Source organism: Arcticibacterium sp. SM2516, from assembly GCF_057914865.1.
The window spans coordinates 4,879,440-4,896,943 of record NZ_CP195290.1 but is presented as its reverse complement, the minus strand read 5'-3'; the positions used below and the strand labels follow the sequence as shown (position 1 = coordinate 4,896,943).

Sequence of the window (17,504 nt, the reverse complement as noted above, 5' to 3'; positions counted from 1 at the left end):
GAATTTACATAAAGCATAAACTTAACTTTCAAATTATTGCTATTATCAAGAAATATAACTTCATCAGAAAACTCATATCAAATTAATTCAGCAGATGCTCTGCTTTTCAAAATAAATGAAACAGAAGATCCTGCCATCTGAAGGGTAAATATATCACTTCAGTATCTCTGAATAGGGCTTCCTTATTCATATTGGCCTCATCAAACTCATAAAGGCGGCCTTTCACCACATTGTCATCCGAGGCAGTGATTTTGAGATCAAGGCTTTCATAAACCTCATCTGGTTTACTTCTAACCTCTCTAGATATTCTACCACCAGCATTTAAATGCCAATTTAGGCCCACTCTAGAAGAGACATGGTTTTCCTTTACACCCGAGCTATCATAATTAATGGAAACAGGAACAGAGACTTTGCCCTCTTGCAAAGTGTATATTGGTAAATTTACCATGTTTGCCCCAGTAGAACTTGGCTGAGCCATGGCACTATGACCTAAAAAGAAAAAAGAATATTTTAGTAAGTTTTTTAAGCATTATTTTGTGTGATTTATAAACTAACAACCAACTTTAATTCATTAGAGCTAAACCTAAGCTTTAAATAAGAAACATCAGATGAGCCATTAAAAAGGGCTACAGCAGACTTTAAGTGCTTTTTAGATTTGACTTGAAAAGGAACCGAGGCAATACCCAAACCTAAGCCAATAAGAGCAAACCTATTAGCTGCACTTTTAGTACCTCCAAGTAAGTTCACTACCGCTAAAACACCGCTGGCTCCAGCCCCAATACCTATAATGTCGCCTATTTTACCGGTCTTTTTAGCCTTATTGAACTCATTTAAACTTTCAAAATTGGTCTCGAAAATAGGTGTTGCAAACTTAAGCTTGTACTCTTGCTGCTTGTATAGTATGGTGCTGGGTGAGGTAATTACGATATCTTGGGCGAAGACCGAACCTGCAAAAAACATACTAAAAAACAGCAAAATGGTATTTGTATATATTTTCATTTTAAGAATTGTTATTGTGCCTTGAACTTTTATTAATACCTGAAAAATAAGTTATTATAAAAAAATAAATACTGCGAACAAACGTAAAGGCATTTTGGAATAATAAAGTGATTTTCATTTTAGAAAGATTTACTTGAAGCATTCTTTAAAAACTATAAAAAGGCTATCAGAAAAAAAAACTCTATTATAATTCATCTCCCATTACTTTATCAAAGCAGCTTATTCTTTGGCTCACCGCAGAGTCATCAAGCAAAAATGGGTTAAAGAGAGAAGCTTTATAACTTTCAGAAGACATTGCCATGGAAAATTAAATAGTTAGACAAGTGAGAGTAAGATTTTAAAACTTTATTCCTTAATCTTTTTGATTAGAAAATCCAGGAAATTCTCTGCGTACAAACTTCCATCAACATCTTTATAAACTGGGCTTTCTCCATCCGCATCAACTTCTTCTAAATTAAAATAATAGGACTCACCTTGGTCATTTTCTTGTATAGTTAATTGCAGATCAGTGGCAGTGCCATTTTTTCGATTTAATTCATTTATATACACAATATCACCTCCAACTACTGTATCAAAATCTATTGCATAAATACTAAAAATTTCTTCCCCATTAATCTCACCACCGCTATAATTCTTGAGCCACCATTTATAGGAAGGTGGGAAATTTACCCCCAATCGATTTTGTGCATTTTCAATCCAAGAATCCGAAACACCCTGACCAAATTCACCAAATGTTATAATGCCCGAGTTTTCTTCAACAATTTTTTTTATTTTTTCAAAATTCATAATCATTCTAATTAAAAGTTACTAGCTCTATTTATCCAATAATTACTACGCCATACATCAAATTGACTTCTATTGATACCTGAAGGAATAGTGTTAGGATTAATATGAATTATACGATGATTCACTTTATGAAATGTTTGAGTCATTTCAGCCATACCAGAAGAATTTGTTTGGATCATATGATGTATGTTTACTGACTTCCCATCAACCCCTATTGGAGCCCTACCAGAAGCCATTCTTTCAATATTAGTTCCTGTTACAGTTTTTCCATTAACTTTCCATGAGCTTACTCTATTTGGGTTGAAAATATCATTCCTTTGGAAAACTCTGACTCCATCGAATGTAATTGGTTTATTCCAGTATTTGCCTCCATTAACGGAATAACGTAAATTTGCACTTATTTGTTTAGATAATGGCCCGGTCATGAGAGAATATAATCCAAACAATCTAGTACCTACTTTATCATCATAATTTTCAAAACCCTCTCCCGAGATATGATTATTAAACAAAAGAGAATAAACCCCATCCAAGGCACCGTGCGTCACACGATAGGCTAAAACCCAAGTATTAACGCCATCTGAACTAAAAACAGGCTGTTGTGATTTATTCTGGAGGTCGGTAAAAAGGTTGGCACTAGGGTTTGTTTGCCTAACTGTTGCTTGAGCACCTTGACCTGGATTACCCTTAATCATAGATATTTGTGCCGGCGGTGTTAACCAAGCTAAACCGTTTATTGCACTATTAGTAAAACTCGTGGCTATCTGATTAAACCCTGTGGCAGTCAAGCCCGGGCTTTTAACTCCTTTTACTACTATCTCATCCAAGGGAATAGGATTTAATGAGCCCCCATCTTTGAAAATATTTTGAAGAAAAGCTGGCCAAGGGAAAAGTCCACTTGGGTCATTAAAATTCACTGGATTATTAAAGCTGTACTGGTAGCCGTTAATTCCTGTTAAAGACGTATACATTAAATCTACTTGCCTAAAGCTACCTATTTGTGGGTCATAACCTCTGAAACTAGTTTCATACATATAGGAGCCGTCGGGTAAATACCCTTTCTCCGTCATTCCGTTAAACTGCCACCAGTCTTTAGGCTGCCCGGCTTGAAACTCTATGCCTGCCAAATTTAAGCCCCAAGGGTCATAGTGGCTTTCTTGTACCAGCGTTCTAGGGTCTTCGCCTAAATCTGCAGGAATAAGCGTGCCATTGGAAAATTTCTCTCCACAGCGGCATGCCGTACGCAGGTTTCCTTGGTAATCTTTTTGCTGATATTCATATCTAAAATAGTTGGTCAGCAGGCTGGTAGCGTTAAAAGTCTCTGAGATGTCAAGCGGTGGTAGAGCACGCCCTTCTGCCGTATGTATAAACTCCAGTTTCTCGCTCACATACACCATGCCCGCCATATAGTCTATTTTGCCAGCTGGAAAAGACTCGCTTGCTCCGTCAGATACGGGCAGCGGGGCATTCTGTTTTTGTATTTTCTCTCCTCGGCTAGTGGCCCACTTTGAACCGGAATGGGTGGCTCACTTTCATCGGAATATACAGAAAATGGAACAATTGAGATAGTATTTATTTGACAGCTACTTTTGTACTCGATATTAAACAAAATCAATCCTGTTCCACGAAAACAAAAAAAGTCAAGTAATTAGTACGTTTGTATTTGAATTAGAATGCTTTCACTAAATGAATTATCAAATCTTATGAAAGAGTTTTACAGGACATAACCTATTTAAGGGACTTTACTTCATTAAAATTCTAGGTCTTTTATCAATTGTAAAACTTTTCTCAGAAGGCAAATCGTTCATCTTAAGTTTGGAATGAAACAGCATTCAATTAATTTGGAACTTCCTATATATTCCTATAATTCCTATTTTCCAAACAATACTCGACTTTCGAATGGTTTGTAAGAAGAAAAGCTTAACTGGGTTTTCGTACATGCAGGATTGCAAATTCACATTCTTACCACCTTTCCATTGCCGCCCTTTTATCGCTCTCTCCAATTTTTATATACTTTTGAAAAGAGGCAAGGTCTTTATGACCAGTCATAGATTGGATAACGGGAATGGGAACTCCCTTGAGTATATTTATTGTAACAAAACTCCTTCGCCCGACATGTGAAACTAATAATTCATAACGCGGCATGGTAACTTCTGTTCTCTTTCCACCTTGAAAGGAAACAACTACCTCTTCATCATCTAGTCCTGCCAGTTTACCTACCTCTTTAAGATAATCATTTAGCTTTTGTTGAGAGATTTTAGGTAATTTATATTCATACTTCTCGAGAATGCATTGAGAGAATTTATTCAAAGGAATTTCAAGTTCTGTACTCGTTTTAATGGAGTTAATATAAATATTTCCATTTCTCACGTTCGCTTTCTTCAAATTCTGTACGTCAGATTCCCTTAAGCCTGTAGCACAAGCAAAGACAAATAAATCTCTGACCCTTTCCAATCTAATTTTATCTGAGAAATCATACTCCCATAGCTTTACCAATTCACTCTCTCTTAAGGCAATTCGAGTGGTTGGTTTACTTTCAAGCATTTTAAATTTCGATAACATTGAAATATCAAAAAGGTCATAGTTGCCACAGTATCTTAAAAAAGTTTTTAACGTTTTCAACCTTTTGTTAACGGTATCATTTTTATGCCCTTTTTCTTTCAGTAACCATTTTTTAAAGCCTTCATAAAAACTAAAATCCAGATCTTTTACAAGTATGTCTTTCCCTTTCCTGAATTCCATTACTTGGTTAAATAGCACTTTATAACCTTTTGTTGTTCCAACGCCATATTCCTGAGACTTTGAATCTAAGAAATGATGAAATAAACCAATAAAAGTAGTGGGCACTTGTTCCGATGGAATAAGTTCACAAGATATTGTCTCGAAATTAACTCGCTCCCCGTTTACTGTTTTCTGAAAAATAACATCTTTAATCTCTTGATGTCTTTTTTCAAGAACCAAATTAAATTGAGTATGATCGTTACTTCCGGGGATACGCTTGATTTTCTGATTTCTCACATCCCAGTAAGCCGACTCAATGCTTAGCCCAGTTGGGTAAAGTTTAACTTTACTATTAATACAGACTTGAATATAAAGGCCTAGCTTACCTCCTCTATTCTTCCGATCTGGCCTTAGCCTTATTTTCGTCGTTGCCTTATTACTCATACTTTAATTTTTCATAAGTAAATATACAAATGGTAACAGTAGGTGTAACAGTAAAATGGATAAAAATAGAAGTTATAGCAAATAGACTAAATTTACAACTACTTGATAACTAGTGTTTTTAAGTAAAATATGTACAAATAAATACCAATAAGTTCGATTCCTAGCGGGGCCACAACCTTAGACGTTAAATTCGTTTAATTCAGTTATTTATATAATTCAATTCAGCCATATCCCCACCAGGGCTATATATTGAATTTGCAACCGACTACTGCCTACCGCATAAATCGAATCACAGAAATTCCTATGATTCTCTGTTTTAAACAAACTCATTACCAAGACCTGCTTATATAAATCTTTTATCGGTTATGATACTCTTAGTTTCAGGGTTCATAGATCATTAATTCATCTATAACCTCTTCAATTTTTTCATACGGATATTTATGAGCCAAGAAGAAGTGTTGCTTCCCCCCTTCTGGGATCCACTCATTGGTGCCATCTTTGAATACCTTAAACGTCCCTGGACCAAGAACATAAAAATAATCTTCAGGGTCTCTTATCGCAACAAGGACTGCCGTCTGATCAAAGGACACTTTTGGGAAACCTTTCTGACCCTTATAGGTTCTTGAATTATATTCATACGCCCAAGCGACTGGATTTTTTTTAGGATCAAGCTCTTTCAATGGCCCGCCAGTCAGTATTGGGAGTCCTATTTCAAAACCACTAAAAAGAATGGGGGTTGGCCAATCCCGATAAACAGAATACGAGGCGTCCGGAACTCTTCTTACATTAAACTCATTTCCTTCAGGAAACCTCCCAGCCATAGTCACCCAACGAAGTACCTTTTTACGAACAAGTTCTAACCCGGATAACTCTGAATATTCATCAGGATTTGTTTCTAAAAGTGCCGCCAGATTTGATGCAAATCCTACAGTAATAATGACCACACTTGCATCTGGCTGATTCGCCAGTATTTTCCTATAAAGACCAACTGCAGGTTCGTAAGCATTTTTGGATAATTCAAAATGATTAAACAACGAATCATTCCAGTTATTGGGAGAAAGAATACCCGGAGCATCGGTTACCGCTAAGCCAATCGGGATATCTGGCCGCTTAAAGTACTGATTATAAAGGTCAATTGTGGGAGCAACCAATTCATGTGAATCACTAGCCATGCAGGCTAAAATTTCACATTCTCCCCTTGCATCAAGAGCATGTAGCATGGCAATGGCTCCTACATCATCGTAATCTGGTCCCATGTCGGTGTCAAAAATCACCTTTACTGGTTGAGGCTTCTGCCCAAACACCATTAACACTTGAAACATACATAAGCAAACCAAAATACCTTTTTTCATACTATAAAATTCTAGCTCAATATTATTAATATATAGCAGGTCTAAACTAAGGGTATTTACTGTAAAAGGCTATTTAGAGGTCATTGTTTTTCAAAAACCCATATTCTTCTCGAATGAGATTGCATTAAGCCATCCAAAGAATAACATCAGTACCTGCAAAAACCACTGACCTTGCTTTAGCATTTTTCATTGCTTTTGCTGATAAGAATCCACCCTCTGATAAGCTTCTTATTAGTTGAACAAAACGTAAAACGTCCAAAAAAACGAGTATTTATCAAGTAAGTAGTCGACCTTAAAAAAGAGTGCTACCCCTCTTTTTTTGTGCAAAATAAAAGTAGCACTTGAACTATTACTCTAATTGGGAAAAGGCTCTAACAAAAAAAACAGCATTTCGATAGCATACCTTAAGCTATTCTTTTCCTTAAAATTATGACGACAATCAGATGAAAACATGACACTTAAGTACTGGACAATATTGTCCAGATTCTGCTTCTAAGTAACTTTGTAGTGTTCATTTAAAATAAGTTTTGTGATGGGTAACAAATATATCGAAGCGATGCTTCCAGCTAGTTGGCTACAGGAACTAGACCTTTCCGAAATCTATAGCATTAGACATGAAATTTTAGCTCTGTCCGCCTCTAGCACCTTTAATCATATTGGAGGTCGCTTACCAAATGCCAACCATTTTAAGAAACTTATATCCCGAATTTACAAAACAGTAATAGTGTATTAATAAAATAATTAAACCAATGAAAAACACCTCTATTTTAACCTTTATGTTATTCTTAAGCCTGTTAATTGCAAGCTGCGGAAGTAGCGAATCTAAAACAGAAAATGAAAACGAAGTAGCGGTCGCTACCGCTGAAGTGGATGCTGCTCCCACTGCGAAAAACAAAGGTGTTGGCCCTATTACCTCGGTGACACTTGCGGCAGAAATAGACACAGAACTAGCCAAAAAAGGGGAAGAAATATTCAAAGCAAAGTGTACCGCATGCCACAGCTTAGATAAAAAGTTTATAGGACCTTCTCCTATGGGTGTCTTGGAAAGAAGAACTCCAGAGTGGATTATGAATATGATATTAAATCCAGAAGTCATGGTGGTAGAAGACCCAGATGCCAAAGCCCTCATGATTGAATTTAACGGTGCTCCAATGGCCAATCAAAACCTGACTAAAGATGAGGCGAGAGCGGTCCTAGAATATTTCAGAACCATATAAATAAGATGAAAATGAAACACTTAAACCTAGTTATTATACTTGCTTTTTCATACACCATAATGTCGTGTACAAGTAGCTCTACAGAATCCAGTTTATCTGACGATTCACAAAACTTGGAACGAACAGGTCAGGCGTTTATCGAAGATGAAAATTCAACCCCAAATTGCTTACAGATTGCCATTGGCTCTCCTGATCACACCACTCTAGTTGCTGCCGTTCAAGCAGCTCAGGTAGAAAACGCCCTTGTAAATGTGGGGCCATTGACTGTTTTCGCCCCTACAAATGCGGCATTTGACGCGTTACCTGAAGGCACCGTTGAAAGTTTATTGAAACCAGAAAACAAAGCCGCTTTAGCTAACATTCTGAAATATCACGTAACTCCAGGAAACTTAAAAGCAGACTTCTTGACGAAGTTCAAAAAGCTTGGACAAGCCAATAATCAAAACGTGGAAATAACAGTAGTAGATGGCAAAGCCAAAATTGGCGGTGCAAATATCATTGCAAGCGTACCTGCTGGTAACGGGATAGTTCATGTTATAGATGCGGTACTTCTTCCACCTACCATAGAATAGTTTTAAATCTTAATAAACAGATGATGTATAAAATCATGAAAAATATTTTCAAAAAATCACTTTTGCTTCTGTTGCCTCTAGGCATCTTAACGGCCTGTAGCTCGAAGAACAGCAAGTCAAACTCTGCCTTAGCAGAAGGAGCAGCAGAAAAAGTTTACGTAAAACCAGGTGACCACGATGAGTTTTATGCGTTCGTTTCTGGAGGCTTCAGTGGACAGTTGGCTGTTTATGGTCTGCCATCTGGAAGGTTATTTAAAGTAATCCCTGTTTTTTCTCAAGATCCAGAAAAAGCTTATGGTTATAACGAAGAAACCAAACCAATGCTTAACACGTCACATGGTTTTATACCTTGGGATGATGCTCACCACCCAGACATTTCACAAACAGCGGGTGAATTAGACGGCAGGTTTCTCTTTATCAATGGTAATAATACACCAAGAATTGCAAAAATTGACCTTACTACTTTTGAGACTACCGAAATAATTGAAATCCCAAATAGTGCTGGTAATCACTCTTCTTCTTTTGTGACAGAAAACACGGAGTATGTAGTGGCAGGAACGCGTTTCTCGGTACCTGTTCCACAAAGAGATATGCCAATCAAAGACTATAAAGGAAACTTTAAAGGTGCGTTATCTTTCATTTCTGTAGACCCTAAAGATGGTGCTATGGATATTAAATTCCAGATTATAATGCCTGGTTTTAACTATGATTTATCTCACCCTGGTCGTGGAGATTCGCATGGTTGGTTTTTCTTTACTACCTATAATACAGAAGAAGCAAACTCACTTTTAGAAGTAAACGCTTCCCAAAACGACAAAGACTTTATTGCAGCCATTAACTGGAAGAAAGTAGAAGCGTATGTTAATGGTGGTGGAGGTAAAAAAATGCCTGCAAACTATGCTCATAATGTATATAGTGATGAGACTCACTCGGCTACTTCTACTATGAAAAAAGAAGTATTGGTGGTAGATCCTAGAGAAATCCCTGGTGCTATTTATTTGTTGCCTACACCTAAATCTCCACATGGCTGCGATGTTGACCCTAGCGGAGAGTTTATCGTTGGTAGTGGTAAATTATCATCCAACCTTACCATTCATTCATTTAGTAAAATGATAAAAGCGATTAACGCCAAAAACTTTGATGGTGATGCTTATGGTATTCCAATTTTGAATTTTGAAGCCATAAATGCTGGTACTGTACAACAAGCCGGTCTAGGTCCATTGCATACAGAATTTGATGGCAAAGGAAATGCTTATACTACTTTCTTTATCTCTTCTGAAGTGGTAAAATGGAAACTAGGTACTTGGGAGGTCATTGACAGAAAACCAACTTATTACTCTGTGGGTCACTTAATGATACCAGGTGGTAACTCTAGAAAACCATTCGGTAAATATGTATTGGCCATGAACAAAATCACTAAAGACAGATACTTACCAACAGGTCCTGAGGTAACTCAATCAGCCCAGTTGTATGATATAAGTGGTGATAAAATGGAGCTATTATTAGACTTCCCCACTATTGGTGAACCGCACTATGCTGCAGGTATTCCTGCAAGCTTAATTGCTCCGAAATCTAAGAAATTTTACGCCTTAGCAGATAATAAGCACCCATATGCGGTCAAAAGCGAAGCCGATACTAAAGTAGTAAGAAAAGGCAGAGAAGTGCATGTCTATATGACCATGATTAGAAGTCACTTTGCTCCTGATAATATTGAAGGCGTTAAAGTAGGTGATAAGGTATACTTCCATGTAACCAACCTAGAGCAAGATTACGATGTGCCTCATGGTGTAGCTATGATTGGTGCTAATACTTCTGAACTCCTAATTATGCCTGGTCAAACAGAGACCTTTACTTGGGAACCAAAACAAGTGGGTGTATGGCCATTCTACTGTACAGACTTCTGTTCTGCACTTCATCAAGAAATGCAGGGCTATGTTAGAGTGTCTCAAAACAACTCTATTTTACCATTGTCTTGGTCACTCGGTGAAGACTAGAAATATATAACTCTATTGGAGGGGAGTATTTATTTATTTCCCTCCATATTTTGAATAAAAGAACAAATAAATGAAAAAGTCAAAGATTTTGATGTTAGTAGGTGTACTACTACTTGGTGGTCTTTTTGTGCTACCACTTTGGAATATTTCCTTAGAAGCTCCACAATATCCAGAGGCCATCGGTATGAATATTCATATCAACAAAATAGCCGACATGAATCCAAGTGACATCAAGAATATCAATATCATGAACCATTATGTGGGTATGAAAGATATTCCAGAGGTATTGCCCGAATTTAAAATTTTCCCTTACGTAATCATAGCAATGATGGTGCTAGGGCTAATTATTGCCTTCAAACTTAATTACAAATGGTATTTGGCTTGGTTTATCATAATGTGTTTGCTAGGTACAGCCGGCATGTACGATTTCTACCTTTGGGAATACGACTACGGCCATACACTTAGAGAAAACGCGGCCATTAAATTTCAGAATCCAGATGGGACTCCGCTAGCCTACCAACCTCCATTACTAGGAACCAAAATTATTCTAAATTTTGTGGCATATTCTTACCCCCGATCTGGAGCATATATGTTATTCACAGGAATGCTTCTTTCGTTCATCGCATTTTTTGTAGGTAAAAAAGAGTCATGAGAAATCTAGTAACCATTATGATTGCAATTTTTCTTTGGTCTTGTGCCATTGAACCTAAAGAGATCTACTACGGCAAGGATGCTTGTCACTCCTGCAAGATGAACATAATAGATCAGCGGCATGCGGCTGAAGTAGTGAGCAAAAAAGGAAAAGTATATAAATACGATTCTATAGAATGCATGATTCGTGACAACAAAGAAAAAAAACCAGAAGATATAGCGATGTATTTGGTCATGGACTTTAATGAACCCAACACTTTCCTAACAGCAACAAAAGCCACATTTATAATAAGTAAAAACTTACCCAGCCCGATGGGTGGCTTTCTCTCTGCTTTGAGTTCTGATGCAGAAGCAGAAAAGCTCCAGAATCAACATGAAGGTTCGCTCTATAATTGGGAAGATGTACAAAAACAGTTTTAATCTAATTCTCATGAAAGCGATCAAACTACTCTTCTTCTTCCTTCTATCAATTAGTGTTTTCGGCCAAAAACAGTCGGCTTGTTCTTTGTGTAAAATGGACATTTCTAACGTCAAGTTTATGGCATACGCTGAAGTAAAAAATACTAAAATATCTTTTGACGCAGCAGAATGCTTGGTCAATTATATCAAACTCAACCCAGAAGCAAAAAAACTGCAAGTAACAGACTACCAAAGCGGTAAACTGCTCGATGCTACTTATGCCTTTTATTTAAAAAGTGCTACGATTCCAAGTCCAATGGGTGCCAACATCTCAGCATACAGCACCGAAAAAGCAGCACAGTCTGTTCAAGATGGCGAAGTGATGAATTGGACTACGCTTCTTAAGCGTTTTGAGAGTTCAAAATTTGGAAGTAAATCAGCGTCTCATCACCATCATTCATCTAGACCTGACATGTACGGGCCAACTGGAATAACGGGAGACCACCTTCACCCAAAAGGCGGAAAAATGCTATCCGTTAAATACATGACCATGCCTATGGACGGTAACAGGTCTGCTAGCAAATTAATCGATAATGAAATGGTTTTTGCCAACTATATGGTAAGTCCTCGGAAAATGAATATGCAAATGTTTATGATTAGTGCTATGTATGCCGTTTCAGACAAATTGACACTAATGGCCATGCAAAACTACAGGCTTAACACCATGAACCTTACCCATAAAATGGAGATGGAAGGCATGCCTATGCTCCATACTTTTGACACCAAAGCTTCCGGTTTTGGCGACCTTAATCTGAGTGCATTAATTGGCCTTATTGCAAAAGAAAATCACTCATTTCATTTGAACACTGGAATTAGCATACCTATTGGAAGTATCTCCAAAAGAGATAAAACACCCTTAAACGAAAGTGCCAAACTCCCTTATGCTATGCAGCTAGGTTCTGGTACTTATGATGCTACTTTGGGTGGTACTTTACGAGGCTCAAGAAAGAAATCCTCATGGGGTGTTCAGCACCTGAGCACTTTCAGAATGGGTAAGAATGAGTACGACTACAACTTAGGAGCCTTACACCAAACCAACCTTTGGACAAGCTTTGCACTAACTCGTAGGCTTAGCACCTCGCTAAGAATAAATGCTACCATTAACGACCCCATAGATGGCAAAGATGGAGAACTTATGCCTATGATGGTACCTACAGCAAATGGTTCAAACTATAATCGACAAACCATAAGAGCTTTTGCTGGTGTTAACTCACTTACACTTACCAAAGGTATCTTAGCCACGGGCGAAATTGGCTTACCCATATTTCAACATAACTCGGGCATCTTTATGAACGAGACTTTCGCATTAAATACCGGACTAAGATTTATTTTATAAGTTATGTCTAGAATCCTTTTCCTAATTTCATTAGTTCTATTTACTCAGAAAAGCCTGCATGCAGAAACTATCAAAATCTGCCATGAATGTTCTGTAAAGTCGATCCAAAAAGGGATTAATATGGCTAGAGATGGAGATATACTTGAAATTCAAGATGGCAAATATTTTGAGCACGATATCCTGATTGACAAAGCCATTTCGCTTATAGGAATAGGAAATCCTCAGATTGACGTAGAATCCAAAGGTTATGGCATTTTGATAAAATCAAATAAGGTAAAAATCAAAAACTTAAGGCTTACTCATATTGGAAAGAGCTTCACAAAGGATTTTGCGGCCATCTATATCTCAAAGTCTAAGAATTTTTTGATTGAGAACGTTACGCTTGAGAACGTCTTCTTTGGAATATTGATAGAAAAATCTAACAACGGAATCATTAGAAACAATCACATTTCTAGCAGTGCCATCTTAGAGGCGGCTTCTGGCAATGGCATTCACGCATGGTATTGCGACAGCCTCACCATTGACAAAAACGAACTTCATAATTTAAGAGATGGAATTTACTTTGAATTTGTAACTCATAGTAAAGTAACTCATAATAAGTCCTATGATAACCTGCGTTACGGGCTACATTTCATGTTTTCAAACAATGATGAATACCATTACAATACATTCTCTAAAAACGGTGCTGGTGTAGCCGTTATGTTTTCAAAGTTCATCAAAATGACCCATAATCGGTTTCACGAAAACTGGGGTTCGGCTTCGTATGGTTTACTGTTGAAAGAAATTTACGATGCAGAAATTGAAGACAATATTATTGAGAAAAACACAGTGGGTATAAATGCTGAAGGTTGTACCAGAATCAATTACAAAAACAACAGTTTTATAAGCAATGGCTGGGCCATCAAAATATCTGGAGCATGCTACGCCAATGTTTTCCAAAGAAACAATTTTCTTAATAATTCATTTGATGTGTCTTATAACAGTAAAATGAACGACAACACTTTTGATGGCAACTATTGGAGCTCTTACACCGGTTACGATTTAGATAAAGATGGCGTAGGCGACGTGCCTTTCAGGCCTGTTAAACTCTTTTCATACATCGTAAATAGAACCCCAGAAACCATCTTATTACTGAGAAGCCTTTTCATGGAGATTCTAAATTTCTCAGAAAAAGTGTCGCCAGTTTTCACTCCAGACAACTTGATGGATTTTAAACCCTTAATGAAGAAAATAGGATGATAAAAATAGCAGGGTTAAGCAAAAACTTTGGGAAAGTCCAAGTGCTAGATGATCTAGATTTAGAGATAAAAACGGGAGGGATATTTGCCGTACTTGGACCAAATGGATCGGGCAAAACCACACTTATAAAAAGTATGCTGGGAATGGTTATTCCTGATAAAGGAATTATTGAAATAGACGGAACTAACGTGCTGAAGCAATATGCCTACCGTAAAAATATTAACTATCTTCCTCAAATCGCTAATTTCCCAACAAATCTTACTGTTGCGGAGTTAATCAAGATGATTAGTGACCTTAGGGGAAAGGCGGTCTCGCATGAAGGTCTTATATCAAAATTTGCATTAGAAAGCCACCTTGACAAAAAACTTGGTCACCTCTCTGGGGGTACCCGGCAAAAAGTAAATATTCTGCTAACTTTTATGTTTGACAGTGACTTGATAATTCTGGACGAACCCACATCTGGCCTTGACCCCTATTCGCTCATTCAGCTGAAAGACATTATCAAAAAAGAGAAGGATAAAGGGAAAACCATCCTTATCACTTCCCATATTATCAGTTTTGTGGAAGAAGTGGCTGACAAAATTGTCTTCATTTTAGATGGTAAAATCTACTTCAAAGGCACTATTGAAGAACTTAGAAAAAAGACAGGGCAAACCAATCTGGAACATGCCATTGCAAAAATCTTAACTCCAAAAAATGTTTAAAATCTTCAAATATATCTTTTCCGATTTGATACGTAGCAGGTGGAGCTATGTGTATTTTCTGTTCTATTTGGCATTGGGATTCGTGATGCTTTTCCTGAACAATGATGTCTCAAAGGCCATTATTACACTGATGAATATTATTGTAGTACTTACGCCCTTGGTCGGTACTGTTTTTGGTGTGATGCACTATTACGATTCCAAAGAATTTACAGAACTTCTGCTAGCTCAACCCATCAAACGCTCTACACTTTTTTTAGGGCAATACATAGGTTTATCACTCTCCCTTACACTGAGTTTAATGTTGGGTCTAGGTATACCTTTCTTAGCATACGGCGTATTAGAATCTACTGCCATCTGGAATTTTAGCTCGCTACTCCTCATAGGAGCATTTCTAACTTTTATTTTTGTGGCCCTGGCTTATCTTATTGCACTTTCTAACGAAAACAAGATTAAAGGCTTTGGTTATGCCATCCTTCTTTGGTTGTTTTTGGCTGTAATTTATGATGGCATTTTTCTTATTACGCTTTTGGTTTTTGACGACTACCCTATTGATAAGTTTGCCTTAGTGGCTACGGTCTTTAACCCCATCGACCTTTCCAGAATTCTTATCTTACTAAAACTGGATATTTCCGCCTTATTTGGATACACGGGAGCAACTTTCAAAATGTTTTTAGGAACAAATTTAGGAATGCTGGCTTCCACTTTTATTCTAAGTTTATGGGTGGTTATTCCAGCTTGGTTTATTGTCCTAAAAGCAAAAAAGAAGGATTTTTAGTTAAAACATTCTGAGTCCATATTCTTCTATTTTTTAATCACCTGAAATGGAATAATTAAAATATTGACATTTATATTACCTTTAGTTTAGTTATACTAAATGAAGGCAATCATCAACATACTCTTTCAAAAAGCCCCTTATCTGGATTCTACCAGAAACAAGCTTTTCCATATTGGTTTTCTAACCGTATTTACTTCCATTTTTTTAAGCGTCTACTCCCCTTTTAACATGAGTGAATGGGGCGGTAATATATTTGGATATGTAATAATTGGCACTTTCGTATCATTCACCTCCCAATTCCTGTTAAGATACCTTCTTGGATTAAAACACTTAAGGCTGCACCAAATGATACTTTTGGCAGGTTTAGAATTTATTTCAATAACCATTTTACTCTACTTCATATATGGTGTAGAATACACAACTCTCGACCAAAAAATAGGAGAATTCTTAGTAACGCTAAAGTTCGTTTTTCTAATTTTGGCGGGACCTTATCTTTTGTCTGTCTGGTTCTTGGCCGGAAGGCAAAATACATTTTTATCCTATGAGCCTTCACTAAGCAATTATATAGATAAGAGCCCTGCTTTGTTGAGTATAAAGTCAGACACAAACAAAGTACTTTTGGCCATACGATATGACCAAATAATCCTCCTCAAATCGTCTGGAAACTATGTGGACATTTATTATTTAAAAGGTGAAAAAGCCACGAAAGAATTAGTAAGAATTAGCTTAAAAGAATTGGAATCCATTATCAAAAACTCCAATATTCTCAGAATTCACAGATCCTATCTAGTGAACATACACATGATTTCTTCTTTCAAAAAAACAAGGAAAGGATATGAGCTCATCGTAAAACATATTTCCGATGAAACTGTACCTGTTTCCCTAGGCTATAAGGAAAGTTTTGAAGAAGCATTGGCATTAAAGCTGTCCCATTAGTCACAGTATAGCACCGTTTTGTAACAAAATCCTCAAAAAATTTAATCTTCGCTAATGTTACCGTTTAATTAGTGTTTCGAAAAGAAACGATGATTATTCAAATGAACAAGCGAAACATCCTATTAAAAGCAGGTATCGTGGGGCAATTATTGGCCTTTACCTTGTATTTTTTATGGCCGAATGATTCAACTGTTTTAGGTGAAATCCTTTCCGAAAATCCTGAGGCTGGTTTTAAATTAAATGAGAATTGTCCTCCAGGATTTAAGCTCAACGAGCAAAACCAATGTATTTCACAAAATTTATACCTTCAATATGATTCTCCCAACAATAAAGGAGTGGGAGGGCTTCAAACCGGATTACCAGAATTAAGAGAAGGTTTTTCTCCGCAGGAAATAGATTTAGGTCGATTATTGTTTTTTGACCCCGTTCTTTCTGGCAATGGTACCATGTCCTGTGCCTCTTGTCATCAGCCTAGCAAAGGCTTTAGTGATGGAATGGCTACGGGTATCGGTAATGAAAATCAAAAGCTACAAAGGGCTACGCCATCTCTTTGGAATGTAGGCTATTTAAGAACCCTGTTTTGGGATGGTCGTTCAAGTTCCTTAGAGGATCAAATAGAGGGTCCGCTATTTGCAAAAGATGAAATGAATAATACACCTGAAAATCTTTTGAAAACCATCAATGAGATCGAAAGCTACAAGATATTATTTGCTGATACTTTCCCACAAAAGGAAGGTGCGAAAATTGGGTTAAAAGAGATTTATACCGCGATAACGGCTTTTCAAAGTTCGTTGATTTCTTTAAATAGCAAATATGACCGATATGCACACGGCTATCACGATGCCCTAAGTAGTAATGAAAAAGAAGGCATGAACATTTTTAGGTCTTTTGTGGCTAGATGTGCAGAGTGCCATACGCCTCCTCTTTTCACCAATCAGGAGTTTGCCGTAATCGGCAGCCCAGAACCTAATGGTTTGGCACTAGATCCTGGTGCCCAAATACCTAAAAATGACAGTACATTAAGAGGTGCTTTTAAAGTCCCTAGCTTAAGGAATATTGAAAAAACAGCTCCATATATGCATTCAGGCAACTTTTCCACTTTGAGAGAAACCGTATCGTTTTATACACAAGGTCGTGGCCATGCCGTTCCCGAAGGCGAAAACCTCCTCATTCATTGGCATATTTGGGAACCTAATTTAAGCGATTACGAACTAGACCGACTTGTAGATTTTCTAAAAACTTTAACCGACGAATCTTTTTTACCAAAAATTCCAGTAAAGGTACCTTCTGGCCTAAAACCTTCTATTTAACATAAACTAATA

At 37.1% G+C, this 17,504-nt stretch carries 17 protein-coding genes; 11 read left to right on the top strand and 6 right to left on the bottom strand.

Annotated features, from left to right (window positions below; genetic code table 11):
* Nucleotides 1–106 precede the first annotated feature (106 nt).
* The 6 genes from ACSBFT_RS20095 to ACSBFT_RS20070 form a co-directional block, all read right to left on the bottom strand.
* A complete protein-coding gene (locus ACSBFT_RS20095; RefSeq protein ID WP_489602192.1) occupies nt 107–478 on the bottom strand; it encodes a hypothetical protein in 372 nt (123 codons plus the stop codon).
* A 65-nt stretch (nt 479–543) separates the two neighbouring features.
* A complete protein-coding gene (locus ACSBFT_RS20090) occupies nt 544–999 on the bottom strand; it encodes a hypothetical protein (RefSeq protein WP_489602191.1) in 456 nt (151 codons plus the stop codon).
* A 345-nt stretch (nt 1,000–1,344) separates the two neighbouring features.
* Entirely contained in the window at nt 1,345–1,785 is a 441-nt protein-coding gene (locus tag ACSBFT_RS20085; protein WP_489602190.1) for an SMI1/KNR4 family protein, read from the bottom strand.
* A gap of 11 nt (nt 1,786–1,796) precedes the next feature.
* A complete protein-coding gene (locus tag ACSBFT_RS20080) occupies nt 1,797–3,188 on the bottom strand; it encodes an HNH/ENDO VII family nuclease (RefSeq protein ID WP_489602189.1) in 1,392 nt (463 codons plus the stop codon).
* Between the two features lie 556 nt (nt 3,189–3,744).
* Nucleotides 3,745–4,947, bottom strand: coding sequence for a site-specific integrase (locus tag ACSBFT_RS20075; protein WP_489602188.1), 1,203 nt, complete (start codon nt 4,945–4,947; stop codon nt 3,745–3,747).
* Nucleotides 4,948–5,327: 380 nt separating this feature from the next.
* Nucleotides 5,328–6,269 carry a nucleoside hydrolase gene (locus ACSBFT_RS20070; protein WP_489602187.1) on the bottom strand — a complete coding sequence of 314 codons (942 nt, stop codon included), beginning with the start codon at nt 6,267–6,269 and terminating at the stop codon, nt 5,328–5,330.
* A gap of 779 nt (nt 6,270–7,048) precedes the next feature.
* On the opposite strand from ACSBFT_RS20070, the gene ACSBFT_RS20065 reads away from it, so the two are divergent.
* The 11 genes from ACSBFT_RS20065 (at nt 7,049) to ACSBFT_RS20015 (ending at nt 17,492) form a co-directional block, all read left to right on the top strand.
* Nucleotides 7,049–7,516 carry a c-type cytochrome gene (locus tag ACSBFT_RS20065; protein WP_489602186.1) on the top strand — a complete coding sequence of 156 codons (468 nt, stop codon included), beginning with the start codon at nt 7,049–7,051 and terminating at the stop codon, nt 7,514–7,516.
* An 11-nt stretch (nt 7,517–7,527) separates the two neighbouring features.
* The gene (locus ACSBFT_RS20060) at nt 7,528–8,088 is read left to right on the top strand and encodes a fasciclin domain-containing protein (RefSeq protein WP_463047851.1); all 561 of its coding nucleotides are present in this window, start codon (nt 7,528–7,530) and stop codon (nt 8,086–8,088) included.
* Between the two features lie 35 nt (nt 8,089–8,123).
* Nucleotides 8,124–10,082: a Sec-dependent nitrous-oxide reductase gene (gene nosZ, locus ACSBFT_RS20055; protein WP_489602185.1), complete on the top strand. Its 1,959-nt coding sequence runs from the start codon at nt 8,124–8,126 to the stop codon at nt 10,080–10,082.
* A 70-nt stretch (nt 10,083–10,152) separates the two neighbouring features.
* Nucleotides 10,153–10,734: a hypothetical protein gene (locus ACSBFT_RS20050; protein ID WP_489602184.1), complete on the top strand. Its 582-nt coding sequence runs from the start codon at nt 10,153–10,155 to the stop codon at nt 10,732–10,734.
* Nucleotides 10,731–11,153: a nitrous oxide reductase accessory protein NosL gene (locus tag ACSBFT_RS20045; protein ID WP_463047848.1), complete on the top strand. Its 423-nt coding sequence runs from the start codon at nt 10,731–10,733 to the stop codon at nt 11,151–11,153. Before ACSBFT_RS20050 ends, ACSBFT_RS20045 begins: the two co-directional genes overlap by 4 nt.
* Nucleotides 11,154–11,163: 10 nt before the next feature.
* Complete coding sequence (locus tag ACSBFT_RS20040) at nt 11,164–12,528, top strand: nitrous oxide reductase accessory protein NosL (RefSeq protein WP_489602183.1); 1,365 nt, start codon at nt 11,164–11,166, stop codon at nt 12,526–12,528.
* 3 nt (nt 12,529–12,531) lie between these two features.
* Nucleotides 12,532–13,767 (top strand): nitrous oxide reductase family maturation protein NosD, encoded by a 1,236-nt coding sequence (locus ACSBFT_RS20035; RefSeq protein WP_489602182.1) that lies wholly within the window; start codon nt 12,532–12,534, stop codon nt 13,765–13,767.
* Nucleotides 13,764–14,471, top strand: a complete 708-nt coding sequence (locus tag ACSBFT_RS20030; RefSeq protein ID WP_489602181.1) for an ABC transporter ATP-binding protein — start codon at nt 13,764–13,766, stop codon at nt 14,469–14,471. Before ACSBFT_RS20035 ends, ACSBFT_RS20030 begins: the two co-directional genes overlap by 4 nt.
* Nucleotides 14,464–15,246, top strand: a complete 783-nt coding sequence (locus ACSBFT_RS20025; protein ID WP_489602180.1) for an ABC transporter permease — start codon at nt 14,464–14,466, stop codon at nt 15,244–15,246. The genes ACSBFT_RS20030 and ACSBFT_RS20025 overlap by 8 nt, the downstream gene beginning before the upstream one ends.
* A gap of 99 nt (nt 15,247–15,345) precedes the next feature.
* Nucleotides 15,346–16,182 carry a LytR/AlgR family response regulator transcription factor gene (locus ACSBFT_RS20020; RefSeq protein WP_489602179.1) on the top strand — a complete coding sequence of 279 codons (837 nt, stop codon included), beginning with the start codon at nt 15,346–15,348 and terminating at the stop codon, nt 16,180–16,182.
* A gap of 101 nt (nt 16,183–16,283) precedes the next feature.
* Entirely contained in the window at nt 16,284–17,492 is a 1,209-nt protein-coding gene (locus ACSBFT_RS20015) for a cytochrome-c peroxidase (RefSeq protein WP_489602178.1), read from the top strand.
* Nucleotides 17,493–17,504: the final 12 nt, after the last annotated feature.

Excerpts from the sequence above, each read along its gene's own strand:
- ACSBFT_RS20040 (WP_489602183.1), top strand. The coding sequence starts at position 11,164 with ATGAAAGCGATCAAACTACTCTTCTTCTTCCTTCTATCAATTAGTGTT.
- ACSBFT_RS20060 (WP_463047851.1), top strand. The coding sequence starts at position 7,528 with ATGAAACACTTAAACCTAGTTATTATACTTGCTTTTTCATACACCATA.
- ACSBFT_RS20065 (WP_489602186.1), top strand. The coding sequence starts at position 7,049 with ATGAAAAACACCTCTATTTTAACCTTTATGTTATTCTTAAGCCTGTTA.
- nosZ (WP_489602185.1), top strand. The coding sequence starts at position 8,124 with ATGAAAAATATTTTCAAAAAATCACTTTTGCTTCTGTTGCCTCTAGGC.
- ACSBFT_RS20095 (WP_489602192.1), bottom strand. The coding sequence starts at position 478 with ATGGCTCAGCCAAGTTCTACTGGGGCAAACATGGTAAATTTACCAATA.
- ACSBFT_RS20075 (WP_489602188.1), bottom strand. The coding sequence starts at position 4,947 with ATGAGTAATAAGGCAACGACGAAAATAAGGCTAAGGCCAGATCGGAAG.
- ACSBFT_RS20085 (WP_489602190.1), bottom strand. The coding sequence starts at position 1,785 with ATGAATTTTGAAAAAATAAAAAAAATTGTTGAAGAAAACTCGGGCATT.
- ACSBFT_RS20050 (WP_489602184.1), top strand. The coding sequence starts at position 10,153 with ATGAAAAAGTCAAAGATTTTGATGTTAGTAGGTGTACTACTACTTGGT.
- ACSBFT_RS20090 (WP_489602191.1), bottom strand. The coding sequence starts at position 999 with ATGAAAATATATACAAATACCATTTTGCTGTTTTTTAGTATGTTTTTT.
- ACSBFT_RS20045 (WP_463047848.1), top strand. The coding sequence starts at position 10,731 with ATGAGAAATCTAGTAACCATTATGATTGCAATTTTTCTTTGGTCTTGT.
- ACSBFT_RS20020 (WP_489602179.1), top strand. The coding sequence starts at position 15,346 with ATGAAGGCAATCATCAACATACTCTTTCAAAAAGCCCCTTATCTGGAT.
- ACSBFT_RS20035 (WP_489602182.1), top strand. The coding sequence starts at position 12,532 with ATGTCTAGAATCCTTTTCCTAATTTCATTAGTTCTATTTACTCAGAAA.
- ACSBFT_RS20015 (WP_489602178.1), top strand. The coding sequence starts at position 16,284 with ATGAACAAGCGAAACATCCTATTAAAAGCAGGTATCGTGGGGCAATTA.
- ACSBFT_RS20070 (WP_489602187.1), bottom strand. The coding sequence starts at position 6,269 with ATGTTTCAAGTGTTAATGGTGTTTGGGCAGAAGCCTCAACCAGTAAAG.
- ACSBFT_RS20025 (WP_489602180.1), top strand. The coding sequence starts at position 14,464 with ATGTTTAAAATCTTCAAATATATCTTTTCCGATTTGATACGTAGCAGG.
- ACSBFT_RS20030 (WP_489602181.1), top strand. The coding sequence starts at position 13,764 with ATGATAAAAATAGCAGGGTTAAGCAAAAACTTTGGGAAAGTCCAAGTG.
- ACSBFT_RS20080 (WP_489602189.1), bottom strand. The coding sequence starts at position 3,188 with ATGGCGGGCATGGTGTATGTGAGCGAGAAACTGGAGTTTATACATACG.